Here is a 17,052-nt window from a genome sequence, read left to right as displayed (position 1 = left end):
TCACGGCTCATTTTGTTATTGATCTTGTAAAGAGCTATGAAAGCATCCGAGTGAGCAGATTTACCCTTCCCGCACTCAGCTTTTTTTACCGCGCATCACCAATATATTGCCACCAAGAATGGCTGCGAGACCGATCAAACCGGGTAATGTCCATTGATAACCTTCAAAAATCGTGGAGATGGCCAGAGCCACGATAGGGAAGAGAACCGTTGCATAGGACGCTCGTGCCGCACCGATATTTTTCAGCAATGTCAAATATCCGGCGAAGGCAATCACGGAGGCAACGATTGCCAGCCAGATCGTTGCACTCCAATAGGTCCATGTCCATTCAATAAGAAATGGTGTGCCTGTTACCGTTGCGACGAATATCATCCAGAGTGTGCCATAAAGCATGCCCCAGGCGTTTGTGCTGATCAGAGGCAACTGAAGTTTCTGATTGGACGCGGCAACCATGTTACCGATGCAAAAACAGAGCGTCCCGGTCAACCCCAGTCCAAGTCCGGTCAAGATACCATCATTGCCCGTTGATGCGGATACCTCCGGCCAGAAAATCAATGCTATCCCGGCAAATCCCATAAGCGAACCCAGGGCTGCCAATGGTGTCGGCCTTTGCCCGAATACAATAGCGGTAAGCACAATATTGATCAGGCTTGCCAGTGAAAAGATAACTGCCATCAGGCCAGACGCCATATAACTCGCGGCGTAATAGAACATTACGAAATTGGTCGAGAAAATGAACATCCCTAGCAACAGAAAACGCACATGGATACGCCAACCAAAACGCATGGGAGCTTTGGCGAAGAGCGCCCATGCCATCATGGCCACAGTTGCAATTGCAAACCGATAGACGCCTGTCACCAGTGGCGGCACGATCTCAATTTGAAATGTCATCGCAATCCAACTGGTACCCCAGATGAATACCATGAGGATATACAGCCCAAGATCAGACGCGGACATGACACCAAAATGTGGAGCTTTGGCAGATTGAGAATATGTGGTGGCGTTGCTATCACTCATGACAGATTTCATTCCCATAGACCTCACCCACATTGGGGTGGAAGGTAGAGATTTCCAGTCTGCCACGGACCGTATCAAAATCAGCCCATCAATTCCAATGACAATAATCATCCGATTGATAAGAAATTTTGATCAAAATTAATCTCAAAGCGCCTTAGTGCTGCAAGGATTGTTTGGATGTCGCGCAATATTGGCGAATTTCACCCTTGATCTTTTCGGGATGCTCATCCTTACAGGCCGCCTCACTTTTTTGCTCAACCAAGGTCAGTTCACCGCCTACAATCTGATTGAGGTAAGCCGTGCGCGGAGCGTCTTTAGGTGGGCGGTGCTTGAATTGCGTAATTGCCTGTTTTGTCATCACACAATCAATTGTGATGATTTCGACCCCGCCATTGGTCAGGATCTCTGTCACCGGAGGAATGGACGCTTTACAGGTATCCATGTCAGCCTTTGTGGTATAGGCCGTCGACTGCCCACCTTCTGCCATTGCAGTCAGAACAAACAAAGTGACAATAGAAGATGCCGTCATGATATTTCTCGTTGATTGGAACCAATTGTCCTTATCCTACAAGAGATATCCGGATTGGCGCCTTGGCAAAGATCAAATTTTCAACACCCCTTCCTGTCCGGTGGCAAAATGCAGGACCGGTTCAATTTGTTCATCCAATCATCAAAGCGATCACAATGATGGGATCAACCGAAAGTCAAGAAATTGCAACATCCCAAGATTTGTTAAAAACGAACAGAAGAGTACAGTTTGATGCTGGCCTCTTCTGTTCAATCATCACTTCACTTCCCGTGCCAGTTTGCCTGCAAATACAAGCAGCAGAAAACCGGATGTCACACGAAAGGTCCGGTAGCGCGTTTGGGTTAGAAAGCGCGTTCTCAAAAAGGCAGCTATGCCAGAATAACTGAGCAATGAGGCTATTGAGATCGTGCAGAAGGTGGCAATCATAATGGTGGATTGCAACCAGATTGGGCGCGATGTATCCATCACTTGCGGGAAAATGGCCACAAAGAAGAGAATTGCCTTCGGATTGGTCGCTGCAAGCGTGAATGCCTCAAAGAACAACACTTTATTGGGAATATGCGGGCGGTCTACGCCATTTTCACCCAAATCCAATTCTTCCTTGATCCAGATAAGCTTGAGACCAAGCCAAGCCAGATAGACGACACCCAGCCAACGGAACAATGTCCATAAAATCTCTGATGCCAGGACAAAAGCAGCAACGCCACCGGCACAGAAAGAACCAGCCACCACCAAGCCGAGAGCGTTCCCAAAGATCGTTGGCATGGTGCCCTTGACGCCCAACTGGGCCGCTCGGCGAATAGTATTGAGAATGGCAGGTCCGGGGGTGACAATATTGGCAGCGGAAATCATGGCGAAAGATGCCCAGACGAGAAAATCCATTGATTAAATGGCCTTTATGCAAGATGGCTCGGCGGGTTGGAATGAATGAGGCAGATATAGATCCTGAAAAAGGATCGCCGCGAGCCTGAAGGTGGGAAGGGTGTGCATATTAGCTGTGTAAAGCGCGATTTGTCCATCCCTGAAAACGACCAAAGAAAAAGCCGCCCAAAGAAGAGCGGCCTTGAATTCTGAATTGGTTGTTTGAAGGAAATCAGTAAGCGAAATCCTCAAAAACACGATCAATATTGCCACCCCATTCGTTGCAATAGCGTGAAAGCAGCATATCGGATGGCGTCATGCCAAGCGCTACGGTTTCTTCCAACGCCGCCAGATACTGGGTTTCGTCAAAGCCCGCACCGTTTTTCTGGCCTCGAGCAGCAAGACCATTTCGAGAGAGTTCCACAACACGGCGAGCAATGGCTTGAACATTATCACCACGGAAAGGTGTTCTCAGACCATCTTTGGCAACGCCAATACGCAGCGCATTACGCTCTTCCTCTGTCCAATCCTTGACCAGATCCCAGGCTGCATCCAGCGTCGTCTGATCATATAGAAGGCCGGTCCACAACGCAGGTAGAGCGCAGATACGGCGCCATTGCCCGCCATCAGCCCCACGCATTTCGATATAGCGTTTCAGGCGCACTTCGGGGAACAATGTGGTCAGATGATCTTCCCAATCCTGCATGCTTGGCAGAGTATCAGGAGTGTCCTGCATCCGTTTGCCGTTCAGATAATCACGGAAGGTCACCCCGGTCATATCGTAATAAGTGCCATCACGGATGATGAAATACATCGGGACATCCAGCGCCCAATCAACATATTGCTCATAGCCGAAATTCTCGTCAAAGACGAAAGGCAACATGCCAGTCCGGTCTTCATCAAGATCTTGCCAGATGGCACCACGCAGGGATTGATATCCGTTTTTCTGACCATCCAAAAATGGGCTATTGGCAAACAAGGCTGTTGCAATAGGCTGAAGAGCCAGACCGACCCGCATCTTCTTTGCCATATCCGCTTCGGACGCGAAATCGAGATTGACCTGAATGGTGCAGGAACGGAACATCATGTCCAAACCACGGGTGCCGACTTTTGGCATGTAGTTCATCATGATGCCATAGCGGCTTTTCGGCATGACCGGAGTTTCTTCCAACGACCATTTCGGCGATGTACCAAGACCGAGGAATCCGATTCCCAGCGGGTCCGCAACTTCGCGCAATTGTGCCAGATGGCCATGCACTTCGCGACACGTCTGATGCAGGGTTTCCAGCGGAGCACCAGATAGCTCGAACTGGCCACCTGGCTCAAGTGAAATAGCCCCCCCTTCGATAGGGTCGATCAGGCCAATGATATTGCCCTTATCTTCCATGCGCTTCCAGCCAAGAAGACCTTCCATGCCTTCCAGAAGACGTTTGATACCCGCTTCACCCTCATAGGGGACAGGTGCGAGATTGTTCTTGTAAAAGACAAATTTCTCATGTTCAGAGCCGATGCGCCATTGCTCTTTTGGCTTTTCACCACTGGAGATGGCTTCAATGAGATCGGCCTTGTTCTCAAGGCTTATGCTGGTCTGATTTATATTTGCGCTGGCCATGAATGCGGCTCCGGGGATGGAAGCGTGAGGACAGGAAGGTTGATATGTCCGTTGGGCAGGCGTCCCCTCATGCGATCTGCCGTCTCACCAAATTAGGGATTCTTGATCAATCTACAATGGGAGAATTGGGATAAAGTTGCATAGAGCAAAATTATTGCGCGCGCACCCTTGAGATTGATCAACATATTGTGACGTAATAGAGTAATCAGCCTCATTGAGAAATGAAATTCCCCTAAGCATCATTTCTTACACAGCTTCGCTTGCTTCCTTGCCTGGTGCACGCTGCTCTCGATAGATGATGTAAAGCCCCGCCCCCACGGTGACCGCGATACCCAGCGTCGCCAGAAAATTCGGTAGATCGGAAAAAATGATCCAGCCAATGAAAGTGGCAAACGGGATTTCGAGATATTGCATGGGAGCAAGCGTGGCACTTGGAGCATAGCGCAAAGCAACTGTGAAAAGCAGATGTGCAAAGGTGCCGATAATACCAGAGCCAATCAGATAAACCCATTGAACGCCCTGTGGCATCACCCATGCAAAGCCATCCCAAATCCTGTCATCAAGCACCAACATGCAGAAAAGAAGTGTGATAACTGCCATGAATCCAGACAGGGTCTGAATGGAAACCGGGTCAATCTCGCGTGTCATTTTTCGTGTTACCATCATGAAAACCACAAAGGTGAGTGCCACGAAAATCGGCCATAGAGCATTCAAGCCAACGGCAACGAAATTGGGTTGAACCACCATAAGTGTACCGACGAATCCAATGATGGATGTTATCAAACGATGCGGGCCGACATGCTCCCCAAGATAAAAATGACTTACCAGTAACATCAGAAGTGGAAAGATAAAGGCGATCGCAACGGTATCTGCCAGAGGCATATATTTCAGACCGAAATACATGCCGACAATCCCGGCTGCATGAGTAATTGTTCGGATTGCAAGCAGGAAATAGATTCGCCTGGAATATCGCAACCAGGCTCTCCCCTTCTTGAACAAGACATAGGGCAATAACAGCAAGCTCTGCGCCGTAAAGCGAAACAGCAGAACCATCATGATTGGCACAGAGGCACTCATGAGTTTGATGAGGGCATCACCAAACGGGATCACGGCGCAGAAGGAAATCATCAGAAAGATGCCCAACAAGGGCTTATCGGAGGTCATTCGCGAGAGCGTAGTTGTGTTGGATGATATTTTCAATGCGATTGTTCTACCAACAGGCAATTTTCTTCGCAGCACCCGGATTTGGTCATTATTGCGTAGAAAGTTCAAAATTCCTGACGATCAAGCAGAAGCTGATGGCATTAAAGATATGAATTCAGACATTCACAGAAGCAGGATTTTTGGAAACAGACTGGACAGCCGGGGGTTGGATCGCTTAGCCTTTCTTCACTTTCAGGCGTTTGTTCTGAAAACCCGCCTATCTGCTGACTGACAGTCTTGCTGCCAGTCCAATCCATAAAAACCAAGCATATCACCATTTCGGTATTCGACTGATATTATAAAGAGAAGGAACATCATGACATTTATTTCCAAACTGGTGAAAGCCACCGGTATGGCTGCTGTCGTCGCTGCCGGGCTGACCGGTGCTGCCAGCGCTCAGGACATCAAGTTCTTCACTATTGGGACCGGCGGCACCGCCTATACCTATTATCCAGTGGGTGGCGTGATCGCCAATGCTATTTCCAAGCCTCCCGGCTCTCGTGAATGTGGCAAAGGTGGCTCTTGCGGTGTAGATGGCTTGATCGCTTCTGCTGTGTCTTCGCGCGGTTCCGTTGACAATGTGAATGCCATCAGCTCGGGTTTGCGCAATTCAGGCTTTGCTCAGTCCGATGTTGCCTACTGGGCCTATACCGGCACCGGCACCATGGAAGGCAAGAAAGCACAGAAAGACCTGCGCACAATTGCAGCCCTTTTCGAAGAGCACATCCATCTGGTTGCGCTGTCTGACAGTGGTATCAACAGCGTTGCGGATCTGAAAGGCAAGCGTGTCTCTCTCGATGAGCCAGGCTCTGGTACCTATGTAGATGGCAAGCTGATCCTGGAAGCCAATGGCCTTTCCGTAAAAGATGTCACCGCAGAAGCATTGAAAGGCAATGCCGCCTCTGAAGCTCTGCGCAATGGCAAGATTGACGCCTTCTTCGTGGTTGCAGGCTATCCAACCGGCTCACTGGTTGAGCTGGCTTCTGCTGCCAAGATCAAACTGGTACCTATTGATGGTGCAGGCGCCAAGGCCCTCACCGATAAATATGGTTTCTTCGCTCAAGGTTCCATTCCCGCTGGCACCTATGAAGGTGTTGGTGAGACCAGTACGGTTGCAGTTGGTGCTCAATGGTTTACCTCTGCCAAAGAAGATGACGAGCTGATTTATAACATCACCAAAGCTTTGTGGAACAAGGAAACTCGCAAGCTTCTGGATGTTGGCCATGCCAAAGGCAAGACCATCACCAAGGAAACCGCATTGAATGGCGTTGGTGTTCCTCTGCATCCTGGTGCCGAGAAATTCTACAAAGAAGCTGGTCTTCTGAAATAGATCTCGTTCCATATTTGATCCGGGCAGTTCTTCTGCCCGGATCTTTTTATATCCAGATACGACTGAAATGGGACGGAGACCACCATGCCTTCAAACCAGCCAACCCCTGATGGTGCAGGTGAATTGACAGCTGAGCAATTGGCTGAAATTGAACGCAAATATGATCCCGAAACGGCCTTTCGTCCGACCAGTGGTGTGGTGGCTCTGTTCATCACCTGTGCGCTGGTCGCAATGTCGCTCTACCATTTCTATGCCTCTGGTTTCGCACTAATCCGCGAGTTACTACACCGTGGCATCCATGTCTCCTTTGTTCTGGGGCTGGTTTTTCTGCTCTTTTCCTTTCATAAGGCGGGTAATGCAACCAAAGCCCAGAAGGCTTGGTATCGCATTGGCGGTGTCTCTTTTCTCGATATTCTTTTCTCCATGGGTGCGGTCGCCGCAGCCATGTATCTGCCATTACTTCCGCCAGAAGTGGTCGCAGAACGCGTTGGCAATCCATCTCAATTTGATGTCTTGATGGGTTCCATCCTGTTGGTTTTGACGTTGGAAGCAACACGTCGCTCCGTTGGACCGACCCTTCCCATCATCGCCCTTATCTTCATGGCTTTCGCCCTATTTGGGCCTTATGCCCCAGGTGCGCTGAAACATGGTGGCACCTCATGGCTTGGCTTGATAAACCATCTCTACATGACCAATCAGGGCATCTATGGCGTCGCCATCGGGGTCATGGCGCAATATGTCTTCCTGTTCATTCTATTTGGTGTGTTGGCAACTCGTATTGGGCTTGGCCAGCTTTTCATCGATCTCGCCATGGTGATCGCGGGACGCTATTCCGGTGGTCCAGCCAAAGTCGCCATCTTCTCCTCCGCTTTCATGGGCACGATTTCCGGCTCGTCCATTGCCAACACCGTGACAACCGGAGCGCTGACTATTCCAGCCATGAAAAAGGTTGGTTATCCGCCGCATTTTTCCGGAGCAGTTGAAGCCACCAGTTCCACAGGTGGACAAATCACGCCACCGATTCTTGGCGCAGCCGCCTTCATCATGGTGGAATATCTGGAGATCCCCTTGCGGGATGTGCTAGCAGCTGCCCTCTTCCCTGCCCTTTTGCACTATTTTGGCATCTTCATCATGGTGCATCTGGAAGCCAGGAAACTGGGTTTGCGTGGCCTGACTGCAGAAGAATTACCAAAGCTTGGCATCGTCCTGAAGCAGCATTGGCTTTCCATCATTCCGCTCGGAATTCTGGTCTATCTGATCATGAGCGGTCGCACACCGGACTATGCAGCTGTTTACGGCATCATCGCCTGTGTTGTCGTTGGCTTTCTCAATCCGACAGATCGCTTGAGCCTGAAAGATCTTTGGGATGCTCTGGCGTCAGGAGCCAAGAATACTCTGGCTGTTGGCGCCGCTGCTGCCACCGTTGGTATCGTGGTTGGCGTTGTAACGCTAACCGGCGTCGGTTTCCGCCTTGGCTATGTGGTCGTGCAGACCGCTTCCGACATGGGGGCGTTTGTCAGCACCATCTGGCCGCTGTCCTTCTTTGCGATTGAGCAATGGGCACTGTTCTTCTCTCTCATTCTGATTGCGATCGCCTGTATCATCATGGGTGCGGGAATTCCGACAACGGCAACCTATATCATTCTGGTAGCAGTGGCAGCACCAGCACTGGCGCAATTGCAGGTGCAAAATTTGGTCAGCCATTTCTTCGTCTTTTATTACGGCGTTTTGGCCGATATCACACCTCCGGTTGCGCTGGCCGCTTATGCTGCGGCAGGCATAGCAGGCTCCAATCCGTTCCAGACCGGCAATACAGCCTTCCGCCTTGGCATTGCCAAGGCCATGGTGCCCTTTGTCTTTGTCTATAGCCCAGCATTGCTTCTGGTCGCTGAGGGCTTCACCTGGTCAGCCTTCATCATCACGCTTTCCAGCGCCATGATGGGTATCGGCTGCATGGGGATTGCCTTCTCCGGCTACCTGTTGGCGCCTCTTCCCATGCTACAGCGCTGGTGGATGGCCTTGGTTGCTCTGCTGTTCATTGCACCTGGCCTGACAACCTTGCTCATCGGTATAGCCTTGGTCGCACCAATAGTATTGTTGCAATTGCGGGATCGGAAAAAGTTAGCTGTTGCAGCAAGCTAGAAGCAATTTCACTTCCTACAATCAAAAAAAGCCGCCGGAGATTTCTGGCGGCTTTCCTACATTCTGTATTTGTGTTCTCATCTCGCTACGTACGGCTTGCAGTAGCCAGACGCGCACCGAGGCCAACCAGTAATCCTCCAAAAGCTCTATCCAACCATAGGGCAAATCTGGAATGTTTCTTGAGGTAAGTCGCCAGCGGCGCAGCGGAAAAGACATAGACAGCTTCAATGGCAAATCCGATCAGGATAACCAAAAAGCCGAGAAAAATGGTTTGCTCGATGACATAGCCACTTTGCGCGGTGATGAACTGAGGCAAAAACGCCATGAAAAAGATCGCCACCTTGGGGTTGAGAATGTCAATCAGCATGCCTTGCCGAAATACTGATGACGCACTTGTCTTCTTGTTTGTTTTATCCTTGAAGGCCAACGCACTTTCCTTTGCAAAGAGTGCCTTGATCCCAAGATAGATCAGATAGGCCGCACCGACATATTTCACCAGCATAAAGGCCGTCGCAGAAGTTGCCAGAATCGCCGACAAGCCCAAAGCAGCTGCAAGCACATGGACAAACGCACCGGTACAAACACCTGCGGCGGCAGTGAGGCCGATTTTTCGTCCGTGGGCCAGTGATTTGGACAGAATGAAGATCAGATCTGGTCCAGGCGATAGCGAAAGCAGGCTGGCAGAGATGATGAACAAACTCCAGCTTTCAATCGACATGATCATGAGCAGTTTCCCCCATAGCGTTTATTTAGGCAGTCTTCTTGCTATCAGGGAAATTGTTCCCATGGCAATCTTTATCTTGTCAATTGCCGGCATGCATTCCATGGTGGAAATCACTCACCCACTTGGACACCCTCATGCCCGAAATTGCCCATCAAGTTGATGTTTCCCGTAGAAAAGGGATCCTGCAAGCCTTTGCCTGTCTTGTGCTGATCAGTGCTATGCCGGTAATCGCCAACACCCGTCCGTCAGATGGCGTTGGAACCGATGCGCTGACCTATGCTTTCCTGTTGTCCGTCTGGCAATTTCTTTTTTCTCTTCCACTCTTTGCAAGAGAAGCTAAGAGTGGACGGAAGGGGTTATTCGATCAGACGATGGAGCGCGCAGTCAAAAAGCGATTGCTCCTGACCATTATTGGCACCGGGATGATGTTCGGGCTCTCGACTTTTTTGTATGTGCTCTCGGCAAGAAAAGCGGGAGCGGTTGGATCTGCTTTGGCCATTCAGGCTTATCCCTTGTTCGCAATATTATTGGAGAGCTTGTTCCTGCGACGTCACAAGACAATTCTTGAACTGGCATTCACCCTCGTACTGATCACAACATTGGTTTATTTGGCAACCAATGGTACCTTCCAGTCGGAAGAGCTGTCCGGCTGGTTCCTGCTTGCACTGACCATCCCGTTGATCTGGAGCATTGCGCATATCATTCTGCGTGAAATGATGGGAAAAACCTCTTTCACACCAGCGCAGATTACAACCATTCGTGCGGGCACCTCGTTGCTGTTTTTACTCGGCGTGATGATGTTTACAGGGCACATCACAACATTGCCTGATGCATTTTTCAATGGTGCCTTACAACAGGCTGCTGCCGCATTGGGGCTGGTCTATTATGTGGAGCTATTGATCTGGTTCTATGCGGTACGACATATTGATGTCTCGCTAGCCAGTTCCATTACCGTTCCTGCACCAGCTGGCACCATGGTGCTTGCATTTATTTTTCTCGGTGACCAGATCCAGACCTATCAGATAATCGCCATGTTCGTGATCATGGCCAGCCTGTATGGTCTGATTTTCGCTGGAAAACGCAAGGCCTGAACCTAGACCCAATCTCCCAGTACGGCCTGAACAATGGCAAGAGAAGCAACAGCCGCTGTGTCGGCACGCAGAATGCGCGGCCCCAAAGGGATAGCTGCAACAAATTCACATGCCAGCAATTCCTCGCGTTCCTGTTTGGAAAAACCACCTTCCGGGCCAATCAATATGGCAAGCGGCGGCACTCCTTCACCCTCGCCACGCAAGGTGTTGAGAATCGCGAGAGGATCAAGATTGGTTTCGGTCTCATCGCAAAAGATGATCAGTCGATCAGGATCACTTTGCTGCCATTGCTCCAGCAATTTTGACAGAGCCACAGGATCATCAACTGGAGGAATGGAAAGGATGCCACATTGCTCGGCAGCTTCGATGGCGTTCAGGCGCATCTTTTCGAGTTTAGGCCGACGCTCCTGCGTATGTTGCGTCATGATGGGCCGCAACTTCGCCACACCCATTTCGACGGCTTTTTGTGCCATATAATCGATACGGGCAGATTTTAGCGGCGCAAAAAGATAGTGCAGATCGCTTGCTTTCGGGTCTGGTTGTGGGCGCTCCTGTTCCATTGGCACGAGAGCTGCTTTCTTGCGCCCCAGGGCATGCAACTCGCATTTCCATTCCCCATCCCGGCCATTGAAGATCAGCATCTGATCGCCTTGTTCCATACGCAAGACATTAAGCAGATAGTTGGCCTGAGCCCGATCACAGGGAATGGCATTGTTCTCAACAATATCCTGCTCGACCCAAAGACGCTGGCTCTTGTAATCATAATGGGACATTTGCGTCTCCTTCTGCCTTGGCAGGGCTTCTCAATTACCCTATTTCTTGTCTTCCTATTGCATTTTTACCAGGCTTCGCCAAGAGCAGATAAAGGACATTGATATTTATGGCTCGTATTATTCTTATGCGTCACGGCCGAGGTGAGTTTGACTTTGATGATGCATATGGGCGCTGGCTCTCTGCCAATGCAATGGCCGAGCTGATCGACAATTATGAAACAACTGGACTGGCACAACCTCAATCACCGCCGGATGATACCAAACATCTTGCTCAAAGCGCCAGTTATGCTGTTTCCAGCCCGCTTCCACGAGCGCTTGCCTCCCTATTGGCCCTCCGCATGGATGTGGAGTTTACAACAGACCCAGTTTTTACCGAAGTCCCAATGGCTCGCCCTGCTTCACTCTCCTTTCTTGGCAAAATCCCTTTACCAGTGATTGTCTGGTCGGTATTGTTACGATTGCTCTGGTGGTTAAGGCTCGCAAAGGGCAAGGAAGGCTATGGAGCCAGTATCATCAGAACCCGTATCGCCGCTCTCAGGCTAGAAGAAACCGCGACACAACATGGTACAGTTTTTCTCAGCGGCCACGGTTTTTTCAACCACATGCTTGGCAAACAGCTGAGAAAACAAGGATGGCTTGAGAAAACTGACGTCATCTCCAGTACAGTTTCGTCTGGATATTGGGCTTGCAAGGTTTTCGACAAGACCCTGCCTTGATCAACAGCTTGTCCAGGACAAGCTTGACCCGCAGGCCAAACGGAGGCACCTATGGTGCTAGCATATTTATGAGCCAGGTCTGACCCTGAAGGTGAAAGCTTTTAACCGTATGTCTCAAAGCACCAACGCCGCAGAATTTACAGTTTCTGAAATCAGCTATGCCGTTAAATCTTCCATTGAAGAGCAATTCGGCTATGTGCGGGTAAGGGGCGAGCTTGGACGTGTTTCGCGCCCGGCATCCGGGCATATTTATCTGGATCTGAAAGACGACAAATCTGTTCTCAACGGTGTCATCTGGCGTGGTGCAGCTCAGAAGATGACTGTTCGACCCGAACAGGGACTGGAAGTTATTGCGACGGGGAAACTGACCACCTTTCCCGGACAATCCAAATATCAGATGGTGATTGATCGCATGGAGCCAGCCGGCGCTGGCGCCTTGATGGCCCTGTTGGAAGAACGCAAGAAAAAGCTTGCGGCAGAAGGATTGTTTGCACAGGAACGCAAAAAGCAAATCCCTTATCTGCCAAGAGTGATTGGTGTTATTACCTCGCCCAGTGGGGCCGTTATTCGCGATATTCTTCATCGTGTGGCTGATCGTTTCCCGGTTCATGTCATCATTTGGCCCGTGCGGGTGCAAGGCGAAACTTGTGCCAAGGAAGTTGCCAATGGCATTCGCGGCTTCAATGCTCTCTCGGAGGGTGGAGACATTCCACGTCCGGATCTTCTGATCGTTGCTCGTGGCGGTGGCAGCCTCGAGGATCTTTGGGGGTTCAACGAAGAAGAGCCGGTACGTGCTGCTGCCGAAAGCGATATTCCCTTGATATCAGCTGTGGGGCACGAAACTGATGTCACTTTGATTGATTACGCCGCTGACCTGCGAGCTCCTACGCCGACCGGCGCTGCCGAGATGGCTTTACCAGTCAAATCGGAACTGCTTGCTACGTTGGGTGATTTGCATTTGCGTCAATCAGGTGCTGTGTTGCGCATGATGGAGCGTCGCCGCTCGGATCTGCGATCAGCTGCACGTGCGCTTCCGCAACCGAAGGATCTTCTGGCTCTCGCGAGACAGCGTTTTGACATGGCCTCGTCTCGTCTGGGCCAAAGCCTGCTGGCCTCGACCATGAACCATCGCAACCGATTTGATACAAATTCGGTCCGTCTACGTCCCGGATTGATGTTGAATAAAATTGCTATCCAGACAGAACGATTGACTGATCGTCAAGATCGGCTGAAACGCATATCGCTGCTCACTGTCGAACAGAAACGCACCCAGTTGGAAGCTGCCAGCCGACTATTGGAAAGCCTCTCTCACAAAGGCGTTCTGGCTCGTGGTTTTGCCTTGGTTCGAAATCGCGATCATGAAATGGTGCGACAAGCCGGGCAAGTATCTGCTGGGCAAGGTCTCAGTCTGGAATTTTCTGATGGCACGGTCTCTGTGGTCGCAGGATTGCTTGATCCGGTTGACTTGACCCCTTCGGATAGCAATCCAGCAACGGGCAATGATGATACCAACGAGCCAGCAGATGACACGGCCAACGGTATCATGGGGGCTGGTGCGATTTCTGCCGAAGATATCGAAGCAACCTTGCGCGATATGGCTGGTGGAAAACGTCGTTCAGCGAAACCAACCAAAAGTGTCTCATCCACCAAGTCAGACAATTCCGAAGCACCTGCCAAGGACAAACCGAAAGCAAAGCCGCGCAAAGCCCCCAAATCAAGCGATGATGCACAAGGTAGCCTCTTCTAGGGTTAGGCTTGCAGTTGCTCGATAATAGCAGCAGCACCAGTTTTTTCGGCAACACCCGGTTTTTCTTCCAGATTGAAATGGGTCACCACACCGTTATCTGCAATGAGAGAATAGCGCTGATTGCGCAAACCCATTCCATGGGCTGACAGATCAATATCGAGTCCCATGGCTTTTGCAAATTCACCACTGCCGTCCGAGAGATACAGCATTTTGCCTTTACCGCCGGTATCTTTGGCCCAGAAATCCATCACGAAGACATCATTCACTGCCACAACCGCTACAACATCTGCCCCCAGAGCTTTCAATCCCTCAATATTATCCAGATACCCGGGCAGATGATTTTGGTGACATGTAGGTGTGTAGGCCCCTGGCACACCAAATAAAATCACCTTTTTGCCTGCAAAAATATCCTGGGTGGTCAAGTGCTCAATATGGTCTTCTTTCAAGACGGGAAAACGGGCAACAGGAATTGTATCTCCAATTTTGATCATGTCTTCTCTCAATCATTTTGATTTTCGTGGCAGTCAGTCAGTCAGAAGGATGGTCTGTTCAACCGCTTTTTCGCCATTGGTCAGTGTAAAAATCAGTTCCACATTCTTGGTCTTGGCTTCTTTGGGCAGACCTTCCAGTCCCAGTCGAAACTGGCCAGCCTGATTTTTCATAGGCTGCGGTAATGGAAGATACCAATCGGTTGGTCCTTCAACAAACAAATCGGACTTCCCCATCCCTTTTGGTATGTCAGCGGTAATGATCAGCTGATCCGGTGCATTGAGACCCTTTTTCCGGATCACCTTGGTTATTCTGAAACCTTCTTCGCTCTTGCCGGGCACAAGAGCCAGATCACGATCAATCACAAACTCCGATGCTCCGTCCTTATCACCACCAGCAGGAACGAAAAGTGATAGATTGGCTTGCACTGGTACGCAAAGATCTGAACAGAGGCCAACATTTGCATCCAACACCAGATTAACCGCCTGGTCTGCTTTATGAGGAATAACACGGATCGGGAAAGTCACCCAATCCTTATACCCAAGCAATTGTGAGATATTGTCCCCATATCGGGTTGGTGCAGGCCATAGAATTTCGACGTTCTTTACATTGGTTGACGCGGAAAAGTCCAAGGTTGGGGGAATACCAGCATCACCGGGCACCTTCCAGTAGGTTTTCCAGCCAGGCTCCATTTCAATTTCCAACCCTGCTTTCACCCCGTCAACGAATTTGCCCCCTGCAACAAGTCGCATTTTGCCGCCATACCCTTCCGACCAAGGTGATTGCGCTGCCATTGATGGAACCGTATTTAGCATTGCGACGCTGACAGCAAACAACATAAGTCTTTTCATGGAATGCAGGGGCATCTGTTCCGGATCCTTTTCATTCAACAACAGGTTTGATCAATTTCGGCTGGCATATATTATCCAACTATCATGGCATAGTGAGGGACGAGATCCAGTTTTGTACCAATATTGTCTTCATTTTTTTGTGATAGCCCAATAGCTGGGCAGAGGGCCTGCTTCCCTCTTTACAGACGCCCTGTCGGGCAGGTACGATTCTGGTATAAGTGATTTGCCAACCATGATGGCAGGAGCATGACAGAGCTAGGCAACTCCAATATAGGTAAGTCTCAATTGCCTTCCAGCCTGGAAGGGCAATTTCTTGTGGCCATGCCCAGCGTCAAGGGCCCTCATTTTGAACGATCCGTCGTTTATATCTGCTCCCATGACAAACAAGGAGCCATGGGACTGATTATCAACCAGGTTTCAGATCAGATCACATTCCCCGATCTTCTCAAGCAAATTGATATTCTTGGTGAAAGTGCCGGGGCAATTAGCTTGCCGTCTCCTGCGCGTAGAATGAAAGTACTGGATGGTGGACCCGTTGATCAAGGACGAGGCTTTGTTCTACATAGCGGGGACTACATCCTCAAAGATTCCACATTGCAGGTTGCCAATGATGTTTGCCTGACAGCGACCATCGAAATCTTGCGAGCACTCGCTGAGGGTACAGGACCAAGTTCGGCTCTACTAACCCTTGGATATGCCGGATGGTCTGCCGGGCAGTTGGAAGAAGAGTTACAAAGTAATTCCTGGCTGACCTGCGAACCTGATCCCACAATGCTTTTCGAATGTGCACCAGAAGATCTTTATGATCGTTCGCTGGATTTGATGGGAGTCGATTTGTCGATGCTCTCCAGCGAAGTCGGGCATGCCTGAATTCCGAAGTCTATCTTCTATACCTTTGAAGACCGAAAAGAAAACCAACCATCTCAGTTTTCAAAAGACCAAAAGCCGGTTCATTCAATATTTTTGAAGATCGCTATACAGTCCGCATGTGACCACACTCACAAGCTAGAGCGTCTTCGCGAAAAACTGAAGCACTTTTTCGGATAAGAGCTCGTTTCGAAACAAAGAGTTAAAACACAACTCACGATTCAACGATTGCGAGAAATACTTTATGTGTCACCATTGGATTTTTTCATGGCATTAGCAATGGCTGCGGCAATGTCCTGATCAATTCCAGACATATCCGGCATCGCAAAAGGCAGATCGCTATCATCTGTCACCCTGTCCTTTGATGGAACGGCTTGACCTGGATTGTTCGAACCTTGCTGTGGCGGCTGTTCGGGAGCCTTCTGTCTTTTTTGTTCAACTGGCTGGCTGTTTGCGCCGACAGTATGCTGCTTTTGAGGCGGAGTTGTTTTGCCAGAAGTCAGTGGGCTGGCTTCCTGATCTGGCTCTGCCTGCCCCGCAGGCCCGCGGTTCGCGGGTTGTGTGGCACCCTGTGGCACTGGCGCATTTGCAATATTACCGGATGGATCCGTTGCCGGGCGAGATGGATGAACCTGTGGCTGCAGGGATTTTTGCTGTAGCGACTGGGTTTGTTGGGCCGTTTTCTCCTGTCTGACCGCAGACCCCTGAGCATTTTGATGCTGTACAGAAGGAGCTGGCATTGCCTGTGATGCAGCTGCAAGTGGTAGTTGTTGACCGCGTACAGGTGCGGCAGGAGCCTGATTTGCAACGTTAGGCTGAGGCATATTCGCTTCAACAGGCAATGCCGGGGTTGCCCGAGCCACCCTGCTATGCTGGTTGGGGTTGCCTTGCGAAGCTTGGGATTGCATATCCTTGCCAGTCGGATGCGATTTATCCGACTTGGCCTTTTTCTCTTTTGCCTCTTTCAACGCTTCGGCCGAGTTTTTGGCAGATTGCACAGCTGAATTGGCAGCATCTTCTACAGCTGACAAGGCGGACTTCAAAAAGTCTCCGGCCTTTTTTGCAGGCTTTTGGGATTTTTTCTCGGCCTGCTGCTGATC

The 17,052-nt window shown here is 50.2% G+C and carries 16 protein-coding genes; 7 read left to right on the top strand and 9 right to left on the bottom strand.

Features of this window, described 5'->3' with window-relative positions; genetic code table 11:
• Nucleotides 1-75: 75 nt before the first annotated feature.
• The 5 genes from CRO57_RS00830 to CRO57_RS00810 all read right to left on the bottom strand — a co-directional run bounded on the left by CRO57_RS00830 (nucleotide 76) and on the right by CRO57_RS00810 (nucleotide 5,147).
• Nucleotides 76-1,017 carry a DMT family transporter gene (locus tag CRO57_RS00830; protein WP_170955893.1) on the bottom strand — a complete coding sequence of 314 codons (942 nt, stop codon included), beginning with the start codon at nucleotides 1,015-1,017 and terminating at the stop codon, nucleotides 76-78.
• Nucleotides 1,018-1,171: 154 nt separating this feature from the next.
• Entirely contained in the window at nucleotides 1,172-1,546 is a 375-nt protein-coding gene (locus tag CRO57_RS00825) for a hypothetical protein (protein ID WP_097151516.1), read from the bottom strand.
• A gap of 255 nt (nucleotides 1,547-1,801) precedes the next feature.
• Nucleotides 1,802-2,428, bottom strand: a complete 627-nt coding sequence (locus CRO57_RS00820; RefSeq protein WP_097151515.1) for a LysE family translocator — start codon at nucleotides 2,426-2,428, stop codon at nucleotides 1,802-1,804.
• 211 nt (nucleotides 2,429-2,639) lie between these two features.
• Nucleotides 2,640-4,019: a glutamate--cysteine ligase gene (locus tag CRO57_RS00815; RefSeq protein ID WP_097151514.1), complete on the bottom strand. Its 1,380-nt coding sequence runs from the start codon at nucleotides 4,017-4,019 to the stop codon at nucleotides 2,640-2,642.
• A gap of 246 nt (nucleotides 4,020-4,265) precedes the next feature.
• Nucleotides 4,266-5,147 (bottom strand): DMT family transporter, encoded by an 882-nt coding sequence (locus tag CRO57_RS00810; protein ID WP_210200721.1) that lies wholly within the window; start codon nucleotides 5,145-5,147, stop codon nucleotides 4,266-4,268.
• A gap of 7 nt (nucleotides 5,148-5,154) precedes the next feature.
• On the opposite strand from CRO57_RS00810, the gene CRO57_RS00805 reads away from it, so the two are divergent.
• From CRO57_RS00805 to CRO57_RS00795, 3 genes are all read left to right on the top strand, one after another.
• Nucleotides 5,155-5,454 carry a hypothetical protein gene (locus CRO57_RS00805; RefSeq protein WP_097151512.1) on the top strand — a complete coding sequence of 100 codons (300 nt, stop codon included), beginning with the start codon at nucleotides 5,155-5,157 and terminating at the stop codon, nucleotides 5,452-5,454.
• Nucleotides 5,455-5,538: 84 nt separating this feature from the next.
• Nucleotides 5,539-6,552, top strand: coding sequence for a TAXI family TRAP transporter solute-binding subunit (locus CRO57_RS00800; protein ID WP_097151511.1), 1,014 nt, complete (start codon nucleotides 5,539-5,541; stop codon nucleotides 6,550-6,552).
• A gap of 84 nt (nucleotides 6,553-6,636) precedes the next feature.
• Nucleotides 6,637-8,694 carry a TRAP transporter permease gene (locus CRO57_RS00795; protein WP_097151510.1) on the top strand — a complete coding sequence of 686 codons (2,058 nt, stop codon included), beginning with the start codon at nucleotides 6,637-6,639 and terminating at the stop codon, nucleotides 8,692-8,694.
• Nucleotides 8,695-8,779: 85 nt separating this feature from the next.
• Here CRO57_RS00795 and CRO57_RS00790 read toward each other — a convergent pair whose 3' ends face one another.
• A complete protein-coding gene (locus tag CRO57_RS00790) occupies nucleotides 8,780-9,418 on the bottom strand; it encodes a LysE family translocator (protein ID WP_210200720.1) in 639 nt (212 codons plus the stop codon).
• Between the two features lie 134 nt (nucleotides 9,419-9,552).
• On the opposite strand from CRO57_RS00790, the gene CRO57_RS00785 reads away from it, so the two are divergent.
• Nucleotides 9,553-10,509, top strand: a complete 957-nt coding sequence (locus CRO57_RS00785; RefSeq protein ID WP_097151509.1) for a DMT family transporter — start codon at nucleotides 9,553-9,555, stop codon at nucleotides 10,507-10,509.
• Between the two features lie 2 nt (nucleotides 10,510-10,511).
• Here the strand turns inward: CRO57_RS00785 and CRO57_RS00780 are convergent, their stop codons facing one another.
• A complete protein-coding gene (locus CRO57_RS00780; protein WP_097151508.1) occupies nucleotides 10,512-11,282 on the bottom strand; it encodes a 16S rRNA (uracil(1498)-N(3))-methyltransferase in 771 nt (256 codons plus the stop codon).
• A gap of 107 nt (nucleotides 11,283-11,389) precedes the next feature.
• Between CRO57_RS00780 and CRO57_RS00775 the strand changes: the two genes are divergently transcribed.
• Both CRO57_RS00775 and xseA read left to right on the top strand, forming a co-directional pair.
• On the top strand, nucleotides 11,390-11,998 hold the full coding sequence (locus CRO57_RS00775) for a histidine phosphatase family protein (RefSeq protein ID WP_097151507.1): 609 nt from the start codon (nucleotides 11,390-11,392) through the stop codon (nucleotides 11,996-11,998).
• A 109-nt stretch (nucleotides 11,999-12,107) separates the two neighbouring features.
• The gene (gene xseA, locus CRO57_RS00770) at nucleotides 12,108-13,745 is read left to right on the top strand and encodes an exodeoxyribonuclease VII large subunit (RefSeq protein WP_097151506.1); all 1,638 of its coding nucleotides are present in this window, start codon (nucleotides 12,108-12,110) and stop codon (nucleotides 13,743-13,745) included.
• Nucleotides 13,746-13,747: 2 nt separating this feature from the next.
• On the opposite strand, the gene CRO57_RS00765 is transcribed toward xseA, so the two are convergent.
• Together CRO57_RS00765 and CRO57_RS00760 are read right to left on the bottom strand one after the other, a co-directional pair.
• Nucleotides 13,748-14,236, bottom strand: a complete 489-nt coding sequence (locus CRO57_RS00765; RefSeq protein ID WP_097151505.1) for a peroxiredoxin — start codon at nucleotides 14,234-14,236, stop codon at nucleotides 13,748-13,750.
• A gap of 33 nt (nucleotides 14,237-14,269) precedes the next feature.
• Complete coding sequence (locus CRO57_RS00760; RefSeq protein WP_141401144.1) at nucleotides 14,270-15,100, bottom strand: protein-disulfide reductase DsbD domain-containing protein; 831 nt, start codon at nucleotides 15,098-15,100, stop codon at nucleotides 14,270-14,272.
• A gap of 231 nt (nucleotides 15,101-15,331) precedes the next feature.
• Here CRO57_RS00760 and CRO57_RS00755 point away from each other — a divergent pair, with 231 nt between their 5' ends.
• Nucleotides 15,332-15,955 (top strand): YqgE/AlgH family protein, encoded by a 624-nt coding sequence (locus tag CRO57_RS00755; protein WP_097151503.1) that lies wholly within the window; start codon nucleotides 15,332-15,334, stop codon nucleotides 15,953-15,955.
• Nucleotides 15,956-17,052 lie beyond the last annotated feature (1,097 nt).

Origin of the sequence: Cohaesibacter gelatinilyticus, assembly GCF_900215605.1 — a bacterium.
Taxonomy (GTDB): Bacteria; Pseudomonadota; Alphaproteobacteria; order Rhizobiales; family Cohaesibacteraceae; genus Cohaesibacter; species Cohaesibacter gelatinilyticus.
This window is presented reverse-complemented; position numbering and strand designations above follow the sequence as displayed.